Source organism: Bradyrhizobium aeschynomenes (genome assembly GCF_013178945.1).
Lineage (GTDB): Bacteria > Pseudomonadota > Alphaproteobacteria > Rhizobiales > Xanthobacteraceae > Bradyrhizobium > Bradyrhizobium aeschynomenes.
This window is the reverse complement of record NZ_JABFDM010000008.1, coordinates 151,154-168,698: the sequence shown is the minus strand read 5'-3', so window position 1 is coordinate 168,698 and position 17,545 is coordinate 151,154. Positions and strand designations below refer to the sequence as shown.

Here is a 17,545-nt window from a genome sequence, read left to right as displayed (position 1 = left end):
TCCTCCGGTGGACCTCTGTCCACCGCACCTGATCTAATTCAAACTAGCCCCAGATTCGTTCAAAGCTGTTAAGGCGGCATTCCATCTTTGCCCGAGATGGTTTCCACTTGCTTGAACCCGCTTCGAAGACTCGGGCATGATGCGCGCAAAGTAGAGACGACAAGTTAATGGAAAGGCAAATGCGCCGTTGAAAAAGCCCGTTCGAAATCCGCGCGAAGTCGCTGAAATCGTTGCAGTTCAGGCCCTCTCTTTCCTCGCCGGGGAACCGGAGCGGCTGGGCCGGTTCCTGGCCGAGACCGGGATTGGGCCGGAAACGCTGCGATCCTCGGCCGCCGACCCGCAATTCCTCGTCAGCGTGCTCGATTTCGTGCTGCGCGACGACGAGACGGTAAAGGCTTTTGCCGCCCACTCCAAGTTACATCCAACCAATATCATGGCAGCAAGGCAGGTATTGGGCGACCGGCAGTGGGAGCGCGACGTGCCGTGATGCCGCCAGCGCCAGAGGGAGCGTCGCGCGCGGTCAGCGGGCCGACCTGCTTCTGCCGCGACTGCCTGTCGGACCTCCCGTCCAGCGCGCGCCGTTGCGCCGCCTGCGGGTCGCCGCGCCTCGTCCGGCACCGCGCTTTGCCCCTGCTGACGCTGGCGCATATCGACTGCGACGCCTTCTATGCGACCGTCGAGAAGCGCGACAATCCCGAAGTGGCCGACCGGCCCGTGATCATCGGCGGCGGCAGGCGCGGCGTGGTGTCGGCCGCCTGCTACATCGCCCGCACCTATGGGGTGCGCTCGGCCATGCCGATGTTCCAGGCGCTGGAGCTGTGCCCGTCGGCGGCGGTGATTCGCCCAGACATGGCCAAATATGTTCGCGTCGGCCGCGAGGTTCGCCAGGCGATGCAGGCGCTGACGCCATTGGTCGAGCCGCTGTCGATCGACGAGGCGTTCCTGGATCTCGCCGGCACCGAGCGCGTCCACGGCATGATCCCGGCCAAGGTGCTGGCGCGCTTCGCCCGCGAGATCGAACAGAGCATCGGCATCACCGTCTCGGTCGGGCTGTCCTGCAACAAGTTCCTGGCCAAGATCGCCTCCGACCTCGACAAGCCGCGCGGCTTCGCCGCGCTCGACCAGGACGAGGCCGTGATGATGCTGGCCGGCAAGCCGGTCGGCTTCATCTTCGGCGTCGGGCCGGCGACCCAGCAGCGGCTGGCGAACCAGGGCTTCCGCACCATCGCCGACCTGCAGCGGGCCGACGAGATCGAGCTGATGAAGCAGTTCGGCGGCGACGGCCGCAGGCTATGGCGGCTGGCGCGCGGCATCGACGATCGCAAGGTCGTGGCCGATCGCGGCGCCAAGACGATCTCCAGCGAGACCACCTTCGACACCGACATCCGCGACTACGCGACCCTGGAAAAGATGCTGTGGCGGTTGTCGGAGAAGGTGTCCGCCCGTCTCAAATCCAGTCAGCTCGCCGGCTCCACCATCACCTTGAAGCTGAAGACGGCGGATTTCCGCCAGCGCACCCGCTCGCAGTCGATCGCGGCGCCGACGCAGCTCGCCGGCAAGATCTTCGCCATCTGCAAGGAGATGCTGGCGCGGGAGACGGACGGCACAGCGTTTCGGCTGATGGGCGCCGGCGTCAGCGCGCTACGCCCGGGCTCGGAGGCGTCCGACACCGATATGCTCGACCGCCGCTCGGCCTCGGCCGAGCGCGCGATGGATGCCTTGCGAAAGAAATTCGGCCAGGCCGCGGTCATCCGCGGCATCGCCTATGACGGCCCGGAGCCGACCGAATGACGACGCGGTCAGTTGCTGCAGGACTTGGAATCCTTGACGTCCTTGACATCGAACTTGCCGAGCGCGCCGGAAATCACGAAGTCGTTGTAGTCCAGCACGAGCGCGCGCGAGACGCCGTTCTCGTAAAGCTCGAACGACATCGCATAGACCGGCGTCTGCTCGCCCTCTGTCCGCTTGGCATCGCGGTCGTAATAGCTGACCGTCACCGGCCACCGCGTCATCGTCTTCATCTCGTTGTTGTCGGTCGAGGCATCCGGCTTGGCGGCGGCCTTGTCGCCCGGCACGGCCGCGCCGATGACGGTCAGCGTGTTGTAGACCTTCTCGCCATTGTCGGAGCCGTCATAGACCGACAGCTCGAGCAGCGACTTGCCTTCGCGCGCGGCGGCAATGATGCGCTGGATCTGCTCGGTCGGAAACACGGTGGAGCCGTCGAGCGTGAAGGTCTTCGCCTCGGGCTGCTTGAGCTTGACGGTGATGTGATCGCCGGTGCGCTCGGCCATGCCGTCGACCGGGTTCGAGGCCTGGTCGTTCATCCGCGAGTCGATCTTGAAGCGGTAGCTCTTGCCCGCGCCGTCCTCCCACGCCGTCGAGCGCAGATCGCTCAAGGTCACCTTGCCCTCGCCGAGATCGAGCTCCGAGACCTGGCGGAATTCCGAGGTGTAGCCGGTACAGGCATTGCCGGTGAAATTGTAGAGAATGCGGCCCCGCGCGCCGTTGACCGGACTCGATCCGCGCGACTTCACGAGGCTGAGGTCATAGAGCGCCTGGTGCGGCAGGAACGGCACGCCCGCCCCGGCCTGCGCCGGACCGAACGTGATCGCCGCGAGGGCGAGCGCTCCCATCGACAGTCGAAACGAATGAGCCATGAGTTTTCCTCGGGGGACGTATCGTTAAAGCGTCACATTAGAGACCGCTGCAATACGTCGCAACTGCGGCTGTCTCACGGATACGTGCGCTCCGTGCGCCGGAATCGCGCCGGTGCCGGCTGCTTGCATGTCACTGGCAACTGCGCCAAACAGGGCGGCGGTCCGGCACGGGACCGGTTTTCAGGCGACAGGACAGGGATTTGAGATGGCGGGTACGGTCGAACAAAATCTGACGGCACAGGGCATCACGCTGCCGGCACCGAAGGCACCGGTGGCCAATTATGTTCCGTTCGTGCGCACGGGCAATCTGCTGTTCGTCTCCGGGCAGGTCTGCCTCGGCGGCGACGGCAAGATGATCGCATCCGGCAAGCTCGGCGGCGGCGTCTCGCTGGAGGATGGCTATGCGGCGGCGAAGGGCTGCGGCGTCAACCTGCTGGCGCAGGTGAAGGCGGCCATCGGCGATCTCGACAAGGTCGTGCGCGTGGTCCGGCTCGGCGGCTTCGTCAATTCGGCACCCGACTTCCTCGACGGCCCCAAGGTGCTCAACGGCGCCTCCGACCTGATGGTCGCCGCCTTCGGCGACAAGGGCCGTCACGCTCGCACCACTGTCGGCGTGTCGGCACTGCCGTCGGACGCGGCGGTGGAGGTCGAAGGCGTGTTCGAGGTCGAGTAACAACACACGCATGATCCGGAAGAATGTGAAGCGGTTTTTCGATGGGATCATGTGCCAGGACAATGGACGGGGCGAATGCGCGCACCTGACTGGCTGACGGCCCGCCCCGTCGCCCATCGCGGCCTGCATGATGCTGCCAGCGGCATCATCGAGAACATGCCGGCCGCCGCGCGTGGCGCCGTCGCCGGCAATTTCGCCATCGAATGCGACATCCAGCTGTCGGCCGATGGCGAGGCGATGGTGCATCACGACTACGAGCTCGGCCGTCTCACCGAGGGCTCCGGGCTGCTGATCGAGAAGACCGTGGCCGAGCTCAAGGCTGTCCGCTTCAAGCAGACCGACGAGCGGATGATGACGCTCAAGGAGCTCTGCGACCTGATCGGCGGCCGCGTGCCGCTGGTGGTCGAGGTCAAGAGCACCTTCCAGGGCGATCATCGCCTGGTCCGGCGCATGGCCGAGGTTCTCTCCTCCTACTCCGGCCCGGTCGTCGGCATGTCGTTCGATCCCGACCAGGTCCGCGCCTTGCGCGAGACCATGCCGAACCTGACCCGCGGCATCGTCGCCCAGCGCACCTATGAGGACGGCTATTGGGCCAAGCTGACCCAGGCGCAGCGCGACGGCATGCTGCACCTCAGACACGGCTTCAGCACGCAGCCGCATTTCGTCGCCTATTGGGTGCAGCAGCTGCCGGCTCCCCCACCCTGGATCGCGCGCAACGTGTTCGGATGTCCGCTGCTGACCTGGACGGTCCGCACTCCCGAGCAGCGCGCGACCGCCGCCCGGTACGCGGATCAGATGATCTTCGAAGGGTTTACGCCGGAGACGTGAGGCTGGCCTTGAACTCGGTGCTGCGATGCACGATCTTGAAGACATGGCAATCCGGGGGTCGCTTCTGAGCGTTCCCAGCCAGCCTCTTGTTCAAGGGTTCGATGGCCTCACCTGAGATCACGCTCGAAGCCGTTCCCGGGATGTCCGAGATCCCGGCCGCCGCCTGGGACGCCTGCGCCAATCCCGGTGGCCGCCTCGCACCCGGCTCATCCGCTGGCTGCGGCCCGTCCTACAACCCGTTCGTCTCCCACGCTTTTTTGTCGGCCTGCGAAGCTTCCGGCTCGGCCACGCTGCGCACCGGCTGGGCACCGCGCCATCTGGTGGCGAAGCTCGGCGACGAGATCCTGGGCGTCGTGCCCTGCTATCTGAAGTCCCATTCGCAGGGCGAATACGTCTTCGACCGCGGCTGGGCCGACGCCTATGAGCGCGCCGGCGGGCGTTATTATCCGAAGCTGCAGGTGTCCGTTCCGTTTACGCCGGCGACCGGGCCGCGGCTCTTGATCCGCCCCGACCAGGACCGGGACATGATCGGCAACGCTCTCGCCCAAGGCCTGAAAGCGCTATGCGGGATCAGCGAGGCGTCCTCGGTGCACGTGACCTTCGCCCGTCAGGCCGAGTGGGAGCTGCTGGCCGCGCAGGGCTTCCTGCAGCGCACCGACCAGCAGTTCCACTGGCACAACCAGGGCTTTTCCAGCTTCGACGATTTCCTGGCGACGCTGAACTCGCGCCACCGCAAGGCGATCAAGCGCGAGCGGCGCGATGCGTTGGCCGCGGGGATCACCATTCATTGGCTGACCGGCAAGGACATCACCGAGGACGCGTGGGATGCGTTCTTCGACTTCTACATGGACACCGGCTCGCGCAAATGGGGCCGGCCGTATCTGAACCGCAAGTTCTTCTCGCTGATCGGCGAGAGCATGGCGGACGACGTGCTGCTGGTGATGGCCAAGCGGGAGGGGCGCTGGATCGCCGGGGCCATCAATTTCATCGGCTCGGACACGCTGTTCGGACGCAACTGGGGCGCCATCGAGCACCACCCGTTCCTGCATTTCGAGGTCTGCTACTATCAGGCCATCGACTTCGCGATCCAGCACAAGCTGGCCGTGGTGGAGGCCGGGGCGCAGGGCGAGCACAAGATCGCGCGCGGCTACCTGCCGCAGACCACCTACTCCGCCCACTACATCGCCGACCGCGGACTGCGCCGGGCCATCGACGACTACCTCAAGCGCGAGCGCGCCTACATCGAGGAGGCAGGGCGCGAGCTGGCGGAATCGGCTCCGTTCCGGAAGGAGGCGGACGAGCAGCCTTGACCGGCGGCGCGTCCGGATGGAAGTAAGGCGCACCAAGAGGAACCGTCGAGGGACTGCCGATGACCGCCTACGATCCCAACAACCCGTTCGCGAAGATCCTGCGCGGCGAATTCCCCTGCGTGAAGGTCTACGAGAACGACCACGTCCTGGCCTTCCTCGACATCATGCCGCGCGTGCCCGGCCACACGCTGGTGATCCCGAAGGCCCCGGCCCGCAACCTCCTTGATATCACCGAGGAGGACTACCTCCATGTCGGCCGCGCCGTGCGGACCATCGCCCGCGCCGCCAAGACCGCGTTCGCTGCCGACGGCATCACCGTGCAGCAGTTCAACGAGCATGCCGGCGGTCAGATGGTGTTCCACCTCCACGTCCACATCATGCCGCGCCACAATGGCGACAGCCTGCTGCCGCCGGCGAGCCGCAAGGAGGATCCGAAGGTGCTGGAGGACAACGCCGCGAAGCTGATCGCGGCGCTGAAGGGCTGATCAGGCGTCGTCGAGGCCGATGTCGAGCGCGGCCGAGGAATGCGTGATCCAGCCGACCGAGATCAGGTCGACGCCTGTTGCCGCAATGGCAGGCGCGGTGTCGACGGTGATCCGGCCCGACGCCTCGGTGATGGCTCTCCCCCGCGCCATCCCGACCGCGCGCTCGAGCTCCGCCGGCGTCATGTTGTCGAGCAGCACGGCATCGACACCGAGCCCCAGCGCCTCCTCGAGCTGCGCCAAATTGTCGACCTCGACCTCGATCTTCACGAGATGGCCGGCATGCGCCTTTGCCCTCGTGATCGCCGCCTTGATGCCGCCGGCGATGGCGACGTGATTGTCCTTGATCAACACGGCGTCGTCGAGCCCGAACCGGTGGTTACCCCCGCCTCCGGCACGCACCGCATATTTTTCCAGCGCGCGCAGCCCCGGCGTCGTCTTGCGCGTGCACACGATCTGCGCCCGCGTGCCCTTCACCGCCGCGACCAGCGAGGCGGTCGCGCTGGCAATGCCGCTGAGGTGGCAGAGGAAGTTGAGAGCAACGCGTTCGCCGGTCAGCACCCCCCTCGCCGGGCCGCTGATGGTGGCGATCACGTCGCCGGCCGTCACGGCGCTGCCGTCGGGCCGAACGATCTCCATGCGGACCTCGGGCGAGACCGCCTGGAAGGCGCAGCGCGCGACGTCGAGGCCCGCGATCACGCCGGACTGACGGGCTCTCAATTGCAGCGATGCGCGCTGCTCGCGCGGCACGATCGCGTCCGTGGTGATGTCGCCGGCGCGGCCGAGATCCTCCAGCAGCGCCATGCGCACCAATGGCTCGTACAGCAAAGGCGAAAGAGAATTGAGGCTCATGACACGACGCTCCTGAACGATGGACGATCGGTCTCGGCGATCTCCTTCGCGGCGGCGATCGCTGACGACAAGGTGAGGCTGGACGGCTGCGCGACGGGCAGCGTGTCCGGGCAGTCGCTGCGGCAGTGCGCGCCGCGGCTCTCCTCGCGCGCATGGGCTGCGACTGACATCATCAGGCCGACAAGGGCCGGATCGGCCGCGGCGCCTGCCGCCTGTGCGAGCGGGAGAAGGCATCGGATCGCGGCTGCGATCCCGCCGCGCTCGCGCAACACGCCGAGCGCCTCGGATAGCAGCGGCCGCACGGCCGACGGATCAGAGGCAGGTGGGATCGCCGTGGGCTCGTACGCTCTGCCCGCGCGATGCGCGGTGCCGGCGATGCTCCCGGCCACCCATTGCGCGCAGACGATCGCTTCCATCAGCGAGTTGCTGGCGAGCCGGTTGGCGCCGTGCAGGCCGGTGCGACTGGCTTCGCCACAGGCCCACAGGCCCTCGACCGAGCTGCGCCCCATCGCATCAACGGCGATGCCGCCCATATGATAGTGCACGGCGGGACGGACAGGGATCAGATCGATGGCCGGATCGATGCCGGCCATCCGGCAGAAGGCGCTGATGACGGGATAGCGTGCGGCGAAATCCTCCCCCGGCCTCTCGCGTGCATCGAGGAACACGCGGTGGCCCTGCGCGCGGCGGCGCCACACGGCACGCGCGACGACATCGCGCGGCGCGAGCTCGGCGCCCGGCTCGTCGGCCATGAAGCGCGTCCCTGTCTCGTCGATCAGCACGGCGCCATCACCACGAATAGCCTCGGTCAACAGCGGCAGCGGCCGCGACGGACCGTCGAACGCGGTCGGGTGAAACTGCACGAATTCGAGGTCGGACAGCACGGCCCCGGCCCGCGCCGCCAGCGCCAGGCCCTGGCCGAAGCAGCCCGAAGGATTGGTGCTGTCGAGGAAAAGACCGCCGATGCCGCCGGTCGCGATCACGGCGCGCGTGGTGGCGAGCACGAGCGGCTCATCGCCGCGCATGGCGACCACGCCCTGGATCGCATTGTCCGCGACGATCAGCCGGCGCGCCTCGACTCCTTCCAGCAAGGTGACGGAAGGACACCGCCTGACTGCTGCGATCAGCGCGCGCATGATCTCGCGTCCGGTGCCGTCGCCGGTGGCGTGCACGATGCGGTTGCGGCTGTGCGCGGCCTCCAGGCCGAGCCGCCAGCGCCCGTCTGCATGCCGGTCGAAGGCGACGCCGAGCCGGGCGAGACGCTCCACCGCGGCCGGCGCCGCACTGACGATGCGGCGCGCGGCGGCTTCATCGCAGAGACCGGCGCCCGCGGCGATCGTGTCGTCGAGATGCAGCGCGGGCTCGTCGTCATCGCCGACGGCTGCGGCGAGACCGCCCTGCGCCCACATGCTGGAGGCCTCGGCGCCGAGCGGCGATTTCGACAGCAGCACCACCGGTTCAGGCGCCAGCGCAAGCGCAGTCATCAGGCCGGCGGCGCCGCCGCCGATGATCACGGGACGGCCGACGAGTTCGGAGGGATCGTTGCTCATAGCGCCAGCATCCTTTCCACCGAACGCCGCGCGCGCTCGGCCATCGCAGGATCGATCGTGACCTCATGCGTGTTGGTCTCGAGCGCATGACGGATGTTCTTCAAGGTGATCCGCTTCATGTGCGGGCACAGATTGCAGGGGCGGACGAACTCGACGTCGGGGTACGTCACCGCGACATTGTCGCTCATCGAGCATTCGGTGAGCAGCACCACCCGCGCCGGCCGCTTGACACCGACATAGTCCGACATCGCTGCGGTGGAGCCTGCGAAGTCGGCTTCCGCGACCACCTCGGGCGGACATTCTGGATGTGCGAGCACGGTAACGCCCGGATGATTGTCGCGCAGCGTGCGGACATCCTCGGCGCTGAAGAGCTCGTGCACCTCGCAATGGCCCTTCCACGCCGTGATCCTCACCTTCGTCTGGGCGGCAATGTTGCGCGCGAGATACTCGTCCGGCAGCATGATGACGTGGTCGACGCCGAGCTTCTCCACGATCGCGAGTGCGTTGCCGGAGGTGGAGCAAATGTCGGACTCCGCCTTCACCGCGACCGACGTGTTGACGTAGGCAACGACCGGCACGCCGGGATAACGCGCGCGCATCAACCGCACATCCTCGGCCGTGATGGACTCCGCAAGTGAGCAGCCTGCCCTGAGGTCCGGGATCAGCACCGTCTTGTCGGGATTGAGCAGCTTGGCGGTCTCCGCCATGAAGTGCACGCCGGCGAGCACGATCACCTCGGCATCGACCTTGGTCGCCTCGCGCGCGAGCAGCAGGCTGTCGCCGACGATATCGGCGACGCCGTGGAAGATCTCCGGCGTCTGGTAGTTGTGCGCCAGCACGACAGCGTTGCGTCGGCGCTTCAGCGCCAGGATGGCTTCGACATCGTCTTCGAAGACCGCCCATTCCGGCGGCGGGATCACCCGTCTCAAACGATCGGAGAACAGGGACGTCGGCGCGATCGCAGGCAGGACAAGCTCGGCCATTTATACTCTCCGTGAGCATAAGATGGCTTATACTTATCCTGAGCATAAGTCTTGTCAAGCGCTGGAGATCAAGATCGCGAGAGCGGCAGCTTGGTGCCCACCACGGCGCGTTCGGCCAGCACGCCCTGGCGAAACCGGAACAGCTTGGCCGGCCGCCCGATCGTGTCCGGGGCCATTGCCCCTGTTTCTTCAACGAGTTCCTGTTGCTCGATGAGGCGGCGGAAGTTCTGCTTGTGGACCAGCCGGCCGGCCAACGCCTCGACGCTGCGCTGCAATTGCAGCAATGTGAATTCGTCCGGCATCAGCTCGAACACGACCGGGCGATATTTGATCTTGGCGCGCAGCCGGGCAATGCCGGTGGCGAGAATGCGGCGATGATCGCCCGTCATTGCCCGGCCAGGCACAGTCGCCTCGCCGCCCTTCTCGCGCACGCTCTCCGGGATCAGCGCCGCCTCGTACAGCAGCTCATAGCGCTGCAGGGTCAGTTCCTCGTTCCACTCGCGGCCGTCGAGGCCGAAGGTGATGGCGGCACGGCGCCACCTGCCCTTTTGCAGCGCCGGCTCGTCAGCGGCCCGCGCCCAGGTCTTCAGCTTCGGCGCGATGATCTTCGCCAGAATGGCCGGCGGCCCGTCGCGATGATCCTCCCACGGGAAGTAGTCGTACCAGGACGACCATTGCGCATCCGCGCCCTCGTGCCCTTCCTCCTCCCGGGTGAGACCGAGATAGCTGATGGAGATGCGGTGCGGCGCATCGGGATCGCCTGAGCGGCCGCGATCGGCGAAGGTGTAGAGTTGCTCGACATAGCCGAGGGGATGTCCGGTCTGCGCCTCCACCCAGGCGCGCAGACCCATCTGCAGCGAGCGATGCGCGAACTGGAACGGTCCGCTCGGCAACGCCGCGGCGTGCTCGATCGTCATGATCCTGGGGTCGCCGTCGGTCACTGCCACCAGCACGGCGACGAGGTCCGCGGTGATAGCATCGAGAGCCGTCACGGTCTTCTGCGGCCGCTTGTTCACGTTGGCTATTGATCTCCGCCGATCCTATGCATTGTCATTGTCTCCCGAACCTGGCGCCTGCGTGAACACGCAATGGTCCGGCTTCAGGTCGATCAGCGGCGTCTCATCGAGACAATCGAGGCCGCGCACCAGCACCGTACTTCCCTCCAGCGCGACGAAACGCACGGTCGACACGCCGATCGGATTGGGACGCACCGGGGAGCGCAGCGCGAAGGTGCCGCGGGTCTCGCCATCGTGATGGCGCGGGCTCTGCTTGACGAGATCGCGGCGGGCGCGGTTGAGCCAATACAGCACCTGCAGACGGCTGAAGGCGTCGATGCCCTGCAGCGCCGGGACCCACGGCTCGAAGATCTCCAGCCGGCACACCGGCCCCTCGAAGCTGCCCTGACGCGGCGTCTCCAGCCGCGAGGTCCAGGGCGTGCGGATGCGGCCGATGAAATACAGCGAGGCATCGCGCGGCAGCGGCACGTCGACGGCGACTTCGCCCGGGCGTAGATCAGTGTCTGTGGTCATTCCGGAATCCTCAGGTCTTCCGGCAATCTAGCCGAACGCGGTGGCGCCGCAATTGCGGCCGCGCAATTCAGCCGAGCCACCATTTGCCGGCGAGCATGAAAGCCTCGCCGACGACGACGCCGGCGAAGATCGAGTGGCGGGTCGCCAGGAAGGCTGCGAGGCCGACCGCGACCGCGCCATAGCGCAGGCCCCAGGGCACGCTCGCGAGCGCACCGGGCGGCTGCACCAGGATCTGGGCGATGACGCCGGCCAGGATCGCGGTCGCCACCGCCTTGACCCACATCAGCAGGTCCGAGCCCTCGTCGAGCCCGCTGCCGAACCACAGGCCGAGCAGCCGCCAGATCTGGTTCGGGATCACGCCCGCCACCAACAGCACGACGAGCGCGTGCCAGTCGCCGATGAAGTCGCTCATGTCGCCGCCCGCCGCTCACGCCATTTGTGGACGCTGAACGCGACCGTGCCGGCAACGACGCCGCTGACCAGGATGTCGACGCCGCTGTTGAGCTGGGCCGCCACCGGATAGAGCACGAGGCCGAGGCCGAGCGCGAGCACGTCGGCGAGTTCCTTAGCATTGCGCAAGGTCGAGAACAGGAATGCCAGCGGCGTCAGCAAGAGCACCGCGGCGCCGAAGGTCTGCGAGAGGTTGGCGGCCAGCAGATAGCCGATGATGGTGGCGACCAGCGCCACGCCCATCAGGCCGGTGCCGAGCCCATGGACGAAGGCGATGCGGCGCTCGCGCGGCACATGCGGCAGGAAGCGATAGCATTCGACCCACAGGGTCACCGCGGTGAAATGCGCGATCAGCACGAGATGCCGCCGCTTGGTGTCAGGCGAGCGGATCAGCGGCAGCACGGCCACCACCATCGGAAACAGCCGGATCGCGCTCATGGTGACCGCGATCGCCGACTGCAGGATGGTCTGGCCGGAGCCGAGCGTCGAGACCAGGATGATCTGCGCCGGCCCGGCCCACACCAGCACCGTGCTCAGGATCGCCCAGAGCATGCTGAAATGGGTGTCGTGGGCGAGCGCGCCGATGCCGATGAAGGTGACGAACAGCACCAGCGACAGGATGGTGGCCGACGTCGCGCGCAGCCCCCAGCCGAACGCCTTGAGCGAGCCTTGCCAATGCGGAGAATCGAGCGGAGGAAGTGTCACGGGCGGCCCAGCGAAACGGACCGCGATAAGGCTGACGAAACCGCTCCGCGTCAACCACCACCACGCGCGCGCGGCTCTGCACGCGGCGCAAGCCGTCCGCGTCAGGCCCGGTTGCGCAGGACGAAGCAGGCGCCGCCGGCACGGCGGATGCGGTTGCAGAGCGCGTCCGCCTCGGACCGGGTGTCGGCGCCGATCCGCACCTGGTAGAAGGCGCGGTTGCCACGCGAGCGCAGCACCGACGACAGCAGGCTCGGGTCGCGATCGCCGATCACCGCGCCCAGCCCCTTGATGGCGCGCGAATACATCGAGAGTGCCCGGTTGCGGTCGAAGCCGGCGGCGAGCTGCACGCCCCAAGGCTTCGCGGCCGACAGCGCGACGTGCTGCTCGAGCTCTCTGACGAACGGGTTGGGCCCGCGCTTCAACAGCGCCATCAGCTGACGACACGATGTCGGCGGCGGGTTCGGCAGCGCCTTGCTGCCCTTCCCCGCGGCAGCCCAATCGTCGACCGACGCGCCGGTGATCGCCGAGACGTAGTTGCGCGTCTCCCAGGGCATCTGCCCCTTGCCGGCAAGCCAGTCCTGCACCCGGCGGGGACCGGCATTGTAGGCCGCGGCGGCAAGACCGAGATTGCCGAACTGATTGCGCAGCTCGGCCAGAAACTCCGCCGACTTCGGCAGGGCCTGCACCGGGTCGAACGGATCGAGCAGCTCGCGCTCGCTCGCCGTGCCCGGCATGAATTGCGCAATGCCCTGGGCACGCTGGCCATTGCGCGTCACCGGCCCGACGGCATCGGTCTGGAAGCGGCTCTCCTGCCAGATCACACGGGCAAAGAATTCGAGCGGCAGGTCGTTGGCCTTGGCGGCGGCTTCGATCATCAGGCAGATCGCCTCGCGCGTCCCGCTCTCCTTCGGCTCGGCCGGTTTGTCGTCTTCCTTCGCGCCCGCGGGCGTCTTGCCTCCGTCCCCCGCCCCTGCCGGCGCCCCGTCCGCCAGGGGCCAAACGGTCTCGCCCTCGTTGGCGGCGACGTTAGCGGTCGTCGCGACCATGAGACAGACAACGACACCGAGAGCTGCCGAGATCGAAATATGCATGTAAACGATGAGGAACGGTCGGACCGATCACCGGCGAGCCAAATTGCCGACAGATAAGGCTTTCAAGGCCGCCCGGGTTCCAACACGCGACGCCTTGACACGCACCGCCGCGCCGCTAGCAATCGGACGATCGCTTCAGGAACGCAAGCCAATGACCGCAGCCACCGACGACAAGCTCGGCTTCGCTCCCGAGGAGGCCGCCCCGCTGTCCTACATGGCGCGGACGCGCGACTATTATCTCGCGATCGGCTATGACACGCCCTATCGCTGGGCGCACTACACGTCGGCCCCGTTCCAGCCGCTGCGCAAGCCGCTCGCGCAGTCGCGTGTCACACTCATCACCACGGCCGCGCCCTACGACCCGGCGAAAGGCGATCAGGGCCCCGGCGCGGCCTATAATGGCGCGGCCAAGTTCTACCGGGTCTATGACGGAGACACCTCGGCGCAGCATGATCTGCGCATCTCCCACATCGCCTATGATCGCGCGCACACCTCGGCCGACGATTCCGGCACCTGGTTTCCGCTGCCGCAACTGATACGGCTCGCACGCGAGGGCCGCATCGGCGCCATCGGACCGCGCTTCTTCGGCGCGCCGACCAATCGCAGCCAGCGCGTGACGCTCGAGACCGATGCGCCGGAGATTCTCGCGCGCTGCCGCGCCGACGACATCGATGCCGTCGTGCTGGTGCCGAACTGCCCGGTGTGCCATCAGACCGTGAGCCTCGTGGCACGGCATCTCGAAGCCAATGGCATCGCAACCGTGGTGATGGGCTGCGCCAAGGACATCGTCGAGCACGCAGCCGCGCCGCGCTTCCTGTTCTCGGACTTCCCGCTCGGCAATTCCGCCGGCAAGCCGCACGACACCGCGTCGCAAGCCTTCACGCTCGAGCTCGCGCTGCGTGTTCTGGAAAGTTCACCAGCCGCACGGACGACCGTGCAATCACCCTTGCAGTGGAGCGACGACCACGGCTGGAAGCGCGACTACAGCAACCCCGCCATGCTCGCTCCCGAAGAGCTCGCGCGGCGGCGGGCCGAGTTCGATGCACAGAAGGCGATCGCGCGGGGCGTTCGCGAAAAGTAGGCCGGAAAGACACACCCGGGCGGAACTCGGCCGGAATTCTCTTCGGAAAAATCTGATTGCGCTTGCTCTCCCGTCCCAGTTGCGATTGAGTTTCCCCGGGTTTTGAGGGGGCAGTACCAAATGAGAGTTGTAGGGATCATGGCGCTCTGCGTCATGTTGGGCGGTTGTGCGTCCGTGACACGCGGCACAACCGAAACGATCAGCGTTGCATCTACTCCATCGGGAGCGGAAGCCACGATCTCGGGCCTGGAGGCGCCGATGACCTGCACGACGCCGTGCTCGTTCGTGGCCAAGCGCAACGCCGACATCTCCGTCACCATCGAAAAGCCGGGCTATGAGACCCAGATCATTCCGCTGCAGAAGGACATTCCCGCGACGGGCGCCGCCGGCTTTGCCGGCAACGTCCTCCTCGGCGGCGTGATCGGCATGGGTGTCGATGCTGCGACTGGCGCGGCCACCGACCACAAGCCGAACCCGGTCATCGTCACGCTGCAGCCGCGAATGGCCGCCCCCGTCGCCCGTCAACAGCGACCGCCGCGGCGATCCGCCCCGCCGCCGCAGCCGGAGGCCGGCACCTAGTGGAGGCACGGCCGGTCACCCGGCTGCCTGTGCCTCGCCCGGCGCGACGGTGTCGACGGGAAGCGCAAACGTTTCCACCCGGTTGAACGGCTTCTTGTTGAGCAGCAGCCGCGTGACGTCGGGCCGCGAATAGTGCCCGGCCGGATCGGCGGCGTTCTTGGCGATCCCGATCATGCCGAGATCGATCTCGGCGATCAGCAGGCCTTCCTGCTCGGGCGGCAGCTTCTCGACAAGCGACGAGCCGTCGGGGCCGAAGATCGCGGCATGGCCGCCGCCGACATGCAGCAGCGCGTGCTTGTCGGGGCGGTCGCAGAGTTCGTCGATCATCGCCTGCGAGACTGTGGCACAGGGCGCCAGCACGAAGCACGAGCCCTCCACGGCATAGACGCGCGAGGCAGCGTTGTTGACCTCGGCGCCGAGCGCCGGCGCGAACGGATCGTACAGCGAGAAGCTCGGCCAGGACGCGACGTGCACTTGCTCGTTTTGGGCATACATCGCGTATTTCGACAGCGGCTGCAGATGCTCCCAACAGCACAGCGCGCCGATCCGGCCGATATCCGCGCGGTCATGCACGGCGAGATCGCTGCCGTCGCCCTCGCCGTAAACGGTGCGCTCGGCATGGGTCGGCCGCAGCTTGCGGCGCTTGCCGATGGTCTCGCCGTCCGGGCCGATCAGCCATTGCGCGATGTAGAGGCTACCGCCGTCGCGCTCCGACAGGCCGAGGACCGCCGTGAGCCTGGCCTTGCGCACCGCGGCGCGCAGCGCCTCGGCCTGTGGACTGTCATAGGCCAGCGAATTGTCGAAATAGCGCTGCACGAAGCCGCGGCCGATGCACCAGGCGGGCGAGTCCATCCAGATGTGCCAGGGATAGCCGGGGATGAACACCTCCGGGAATGCGATCAGCTTGGCACCCTTGTCGGCCGCCTCCTCGATCAATGCGATGGTCTTCCGGATCGATCCTTCGAGATCGAGCCAGGCCGGCGCGGCCTGCACCACCGCCACCTTGTATTTCGGATGTGCCAGTCCCATCGCTCGTCTCCCCTCGTTCGGATCGGCGGCGCAAGGCGCCGCGCCTCGCCGGGGAGTATTGACCTCGGCCGTCATTCGCGCTCGTCTTGGCGGGAACGAAAACTCGACTGCGGCCGCCAGTCAGACGAGCCGGCCCAGAACTTGCTGCAGATCCGACCATCCACGCGACAGGAAAGCGGAGGGAGACGGAGCGATGCCGGTGCTGTTCACGACGGACGGAAGCCCGGGCCACCGCCGGCTGGCGTTGTGGCAGGACATCGTCTGCGACGTCTATGTCGGTCTCGACTGCACGTCCGATCTCGGCAGCGCGTTTCGCGGCGCGGTGACGCACACGACCTTGGGCCGGGCCGTCTGCTCCGAGGTGGCCTCGGACCGGCAGCGCGTGCGCCGGACAACACAGCGCATCGCGCGTGCCGATGCCGACTACGTGCTGGTCGCGCTCGGACGCGAGGGCACCGGCGGCGTGACCCAGGACGGCCGCGATACGGTGATCCGTCCCGGCGAGTTCGCGATCTACGACACGACGCGGCCTTATGAGCTGCAATTCGACGCGGCCTTCCGGCAGACCGTGTTCAAGCTGCCGCGCGACATGCTGCAGCGCAGGATCGGCGCGACCGAGGCTGTCACGGCGATCACCTTCGGCAGCGACAGCCCGTTGCAGCCGCTCGCCTATGACTTCATCATCAAGCTGTGCGAGCGCGCCGATCACATCGGCGCCGAGCATGCCGAGCACCTGGCGGATCAGGCCGCCGACCTCCTGGCCATGACTTTGACAGAGCGGCTCAGCACGCAGCCCTTGCCGTCTTCCAGCCACCGCGCGGCGCTGCTCTATCGCATCAAGGCGCATATCCGGACGCGGCTGTCGGATTCGGATCTGTCGCTGCAGGCCATCGCGCGCGAGGTCGGCCTGTCGGCGCGCTACGTCAACGACCTGTTCTCGGACGAGCAGCTGTCGTTTCAGCGCTTCGTTCTGGCCGAGCGCCTCAAGCACTGCCGGCGCGACCTCGGCTCGCCCGCGCAGGCGCATCGGCAGATCGGCGACATCGCCTTCAGCTGGGGGTTCAACGACCTCTCGCATTTCGGCCGCGCGTTCCGCGAGCAGTTCGGCGTGTCGCCGCGCGAGTGGCGGCGCAGCAGCTCTTCGCGCTAAGCTCGGGGAGAGGCCGACTCCGCGATGCGGCGGCCCGTGCCGGGATTGCTTGGATGCGCCGCTTCGCCATGAAGGCTCTGTTCTCGCTGCTGACGCTGCAGCGGGACGACGAAACGCAGCTGCGCTGGGATCGCATCGTGCTGATCGGCTCGACGCTGGTGACACTGGGGCTGATCGCGCTCTATGCCTACGGCAAGGCGGAGGGCCGCTGGTAGCCCGATGCAACCGAGACCTGAGACGAGTTCCTGATGATGCGACGAATTGGCTCCGCGTGCCTGCTGCTGCTCATGACCTCCACAGCCAGCCATGCACTGGACAGCGAGCAGAGGCGAGGAAAAGCGCTCTTGCAAAGCCTTTGCAGCCGATGCCATGCGATAGGTCCCGTCGGCGCGAGCCCGCATCCCGACGCGCCACCGTTCCGGACCTTTGGTGACAGCAAACTCTACGACGACGATTTTGCCCAGCGACTGCAGACCGGCCTCTCGACCATCCACAAGGACATGCCGAGCTTCCGGTTCGATCGGGCCGATGCCGAGGCTGCGGTCAATTATCTCAAGGCGATTCAGGTCCGCCCCAAGCGGCGGTGACACGTCGGC

General features: G+C 67.1%; 21 protein-coding genes. 11 read left to right on the top strand and 10 right to left on the bottom strand.

Features of this window, described 5'->3' with window-relative positions:
* Window positions 1–187 precede the first annotated feature (187 nt).
* A complete protein-coding gene (locus HL666_RS23185) occupies window positions 188–487 on the top strand; it encodes a DUF3572 domain-containing protein (RefSeq protein WP_172113982.1) in 300 nt (99 codons plus the stop codon).
* On the top strand, window positions 487–1,791 hold the full coding sequence (locus HL666_RS23180; protein WP_172183834.1) for a DNA polymerase IV: 1,305 nt from the start codon (window positions 487–489) through the stop codon (window positions 1,789–1,791). The genes HL666_RS23185 and HL666_RS23180 overlap by 1 nt, the downstream gene beginning before the upstream one ends.
* Window positions 1,792–1,799: 8 nt before the next feature.
* On the opposite strand, the gene HL666_RS23175 is transcribed toward HL666_RS23180, so the two are convergent.
* The gene (locus tag HL666_RS23175; protein ID WP_172113980.1) at window positions 1,800–2,657 is read right to left on the bottom strand and encodes a cell envelope integrity EipB family protein; all 858 of its coding nucleotides are present in this window, start codon (window positions 2,655–2,657) and stop codon (window positions 1,800–1,802) included.
* Window positions 2,658–2,862: 205 nt separating this feature from the next.
* Between HL666_RS23175 and HL666_RS23170 the strand changes: the two genes are divergently transcribed.
* The 4 genes from HL666_RS23170 to HL666_RS23155 all read left to right on the top strand — a co-directional run bounded on the left by HL666_RS23170 (window position 2,863) and on the right by HL666_RS23155 (window position 5,953).
* Window positions 2,863–3,330 (top strand): RidA family protein, encoded by a 468-nt coding sequence (locus HL666_RS23170; RefSeq protein ID WP_172113979.1) that lies wholly within the window; start codon window positions 2,863–2,865, stop codon window positions 3,328–3,330.
* A gap of 75 nt (window positions 3,331–3,405) precedes the next feature.
* Window positions 3,406–4,158 carry a glycerophosphodiester phosphodiesterase gene (locus tag HL666_RS23165; RefSeq protein ID WP_172132760.1) on the top strand — a complete coding sequence of 251 codons (753 nt, stop codon included), beginning with the start codon at window positions 3,406–3,408 and terminating at the stop codon, window positions 4,156–4,158.
* 101 nt (window positions 4,159–4,259) lie between these two features.
* Complete coding sequence (locus HL666_RS23160) at window positions 4,260–5,468, top strand: GNAT family N-acetyltransferase (protein ID WP_172183832.1); 1,209 nt, start codon at window positions 4,260–4,262, stop codon at window positions 5,466–5,468.
* Window positions 5,469–5,527: 59 nt separating this feature from the next.
* A complete protein-coding gene (locus HL666_RS23155) occupies window positions 5,528–5,953 on the top strand; it encodes an HIT family protein (protein ID WP_172183830.1) in 426 nt (141 codons plus the stop codon).
* On the opposite strand, the gene nadC is transcribed toward HL666_RS23155, so the two are convergent.
* The 8 genes from nadC to HL666_RS23115 form a co-directional block, all read right to left on the bottom strand.
* A complete protein-coding gene (nadC, locus tag HL666_RS23150) occupies window positions 5,954–6,802 on the bottom strand; it encodes a carboxylating nicotinate-nucleotide diphosphorylase (protein WP_172183828.1) in 849 nt (282 codons plus the stop codon). It abuts the gene before it with no gap.
* A complete protein-coding gene (locus HL666_RS23145) occupies window positions 6,799–8,352 on the bottom strand; it encodes an L-aspartate oxidase (RefSeq protein WP_172183827.1) in 1,554 nt (517 codons plus the stop codon). The genes nadC and HL666_RS23145 overlap by 4 nt, the downstream gene beginning before the upstream one ends.
* Window positions 8,349–9,335, bottom strand: coding sequence for a quinolinate synthase NadA (gene nadA / locus HL666_RS23140; RefSeq protein ID WP_172183825.1), 987 nt, complete (start codon window positions 9,333–9,335; stop codon window positions 8,349–8,351). The genes HL666_RS23145 and nadA overlap by 4 nt, the downstream gene beginning before the upstream one ends.
* A 68-nt stretch (window positions 9,336–9,403) precedes the next feature.
* Window positions 9,404–10,360 carry an NUDIX hydrolase gene (locus HL666_RS23135; RefSeq protein ID WP_172183960.1) on the bottom strand — a complete coding sequence of 319 codons (957 nt, stop codon included), beginning with the start codon at window positions 10,358–10,360 and terminating at the stop codon, window positions 9,404–9,406.
* Between the two features lie 15 nt (window positions 10,361–10,375).
* Window positions 10,376–10,864, bottom strand: a complete 489-nt coding sequence (gene tsaA / locus HL666_RS23130) for a tRNA (N6-threonylcarbamoyladenosine(37)-N6)-methyltransferase TrmO (protein ID WP_172183824.1) — start codon at window positions 10,862–10,864, stop codon at window positions 10,376–10,378.
* A 67-nt stretch (window positions 10,865–10,931) separates the two neighbouring features.
* Entirely contained in the window at window positions 10,932–11,276 is a 345-nt protein-coding gene (locus HL666_RS23125; RefSeq protein ID WP_172183822.1) for a branched-chain amino acid transport AzlD family protein, read from the bottom strand.
* Window positions 11,273–12,019, bottom strand: a complete 747-nt coding sequence (locus tag HL666_RS23120; protein ID WP_172113970.1) for an AzlC family ABC transporter permease — start codon at window positions 12,017–12,019, stop codon at window positions 11,273–11,275. The genes HL666_RS23125 and HL666_RS23120 overlap by 4 nt, the downstream gene beginning before the upstream one ends.
* Window positions 12,020–12,120: 101 nt before the next feature.
* Entirely contained in the window at window positions 12,121–13,065 is a 945-nt protein-coding gene (locus HL666_RS23115) for a lytic transglycosylase domain-containing protein (RefSeq protein ID WP_246741612.1), read from the bottom strand.
* A 196-nt stretch (window positions 13,066–13,261) separates the two neighbouring features.
* Between HL666_RS23115 and HL666_RS23110 the strand changes: the two genes are divergently transcribed.
* Both HL666_RS23110 and HL666_RS23105 read left to right on the top strand, forming a co-directional pair.
* Complete coding sequence (locus tag HL666_RS23110) at window positions 13,262–14,191, top strand: glycine/sarcosine/betaine reductase selenoprotein B family protein (protein WP_172183819.1); 930 nt, start codon at window positions 13,262–13,264, stop codon at window positions 14,189–14,191.
* A gap of 120 nt (window positions 14,192–14,311) precedes the next feature.
* Complete coding sequence (locus HL666_RS23105) at window positions 14,312–14,770, top strand: PEGA domain-containing protein (RefSeq protein WP_172113967.1); 459 nt, start codon at window positions 14,312–14,314, stop codon at window positions 14,768–14,770.
* 15 nt (window positions 14,771–14,785) lie between these two features.
* Here the strand turns inward: HL666_RS23105 and HL666_RS23100 are convergent, their stop codons facing one another.
* Complete coding sequence (locus HL666_RS23100; RefSeq protein ID WP_172183818.1) at window positions 14,786–15,799, bottom strand: carbon-nitrogen hydrolase family protein; 1,014 nt, start codon at window positions 15,797–15,799, stop codon at window positions 14,786–14,788.
* Between the two features lie 193 nt (window positions 15,800–15,992).
* Between HL666_RS23100 and HL666_RS23095 the strand changes: the two genes are divergently transcribed.
* The 3 genes from HL666_RS23095 (at window position 15,993) to HL666_RS23085 (ending at window position 17,536) form a co-directional block, all read left to right on the top strand.
* Window positions 15,993–16,949, top strand: coding sequence for an AraC-like ligand-binding domain-containing protein (locus tag HL666_RS23095; protein WP_172113965.1), 957 nt, complete (start codon window positions 15,993–15,995; stop codon window positions 16,947–16,949).
* Window positions 16,950–17,002: 53 nt separating this feature from the next.
* The gene (locus HL666_RS23090) at window positions 17,003–17,164 is read left to right on the top strand and encodes a hypothetical protein (RefSeq protein WP_172113964.1); all 162 of its coding nucleotides are present in this window, start codon (window positions 17,003–17,005) and stop codon (window positions 17,162–17,164) included.
* Between the two features lie 72 nt (window positions 17,165–17,236).
* The gene (locus HL666_RS23085; RefSeq protein WP_246739325.1) at window positions 17,237–17,536 is read left to right on the top strand and encodes a c-type cytochrome; all 300 of its coding nucleotides are present in this window, start codon (window positions 17,237–17,239) and stop codon (window positions 17,534–17,536) included.
* Window positions 17,537–17,545: the final 9 nt, after the last annotated feature.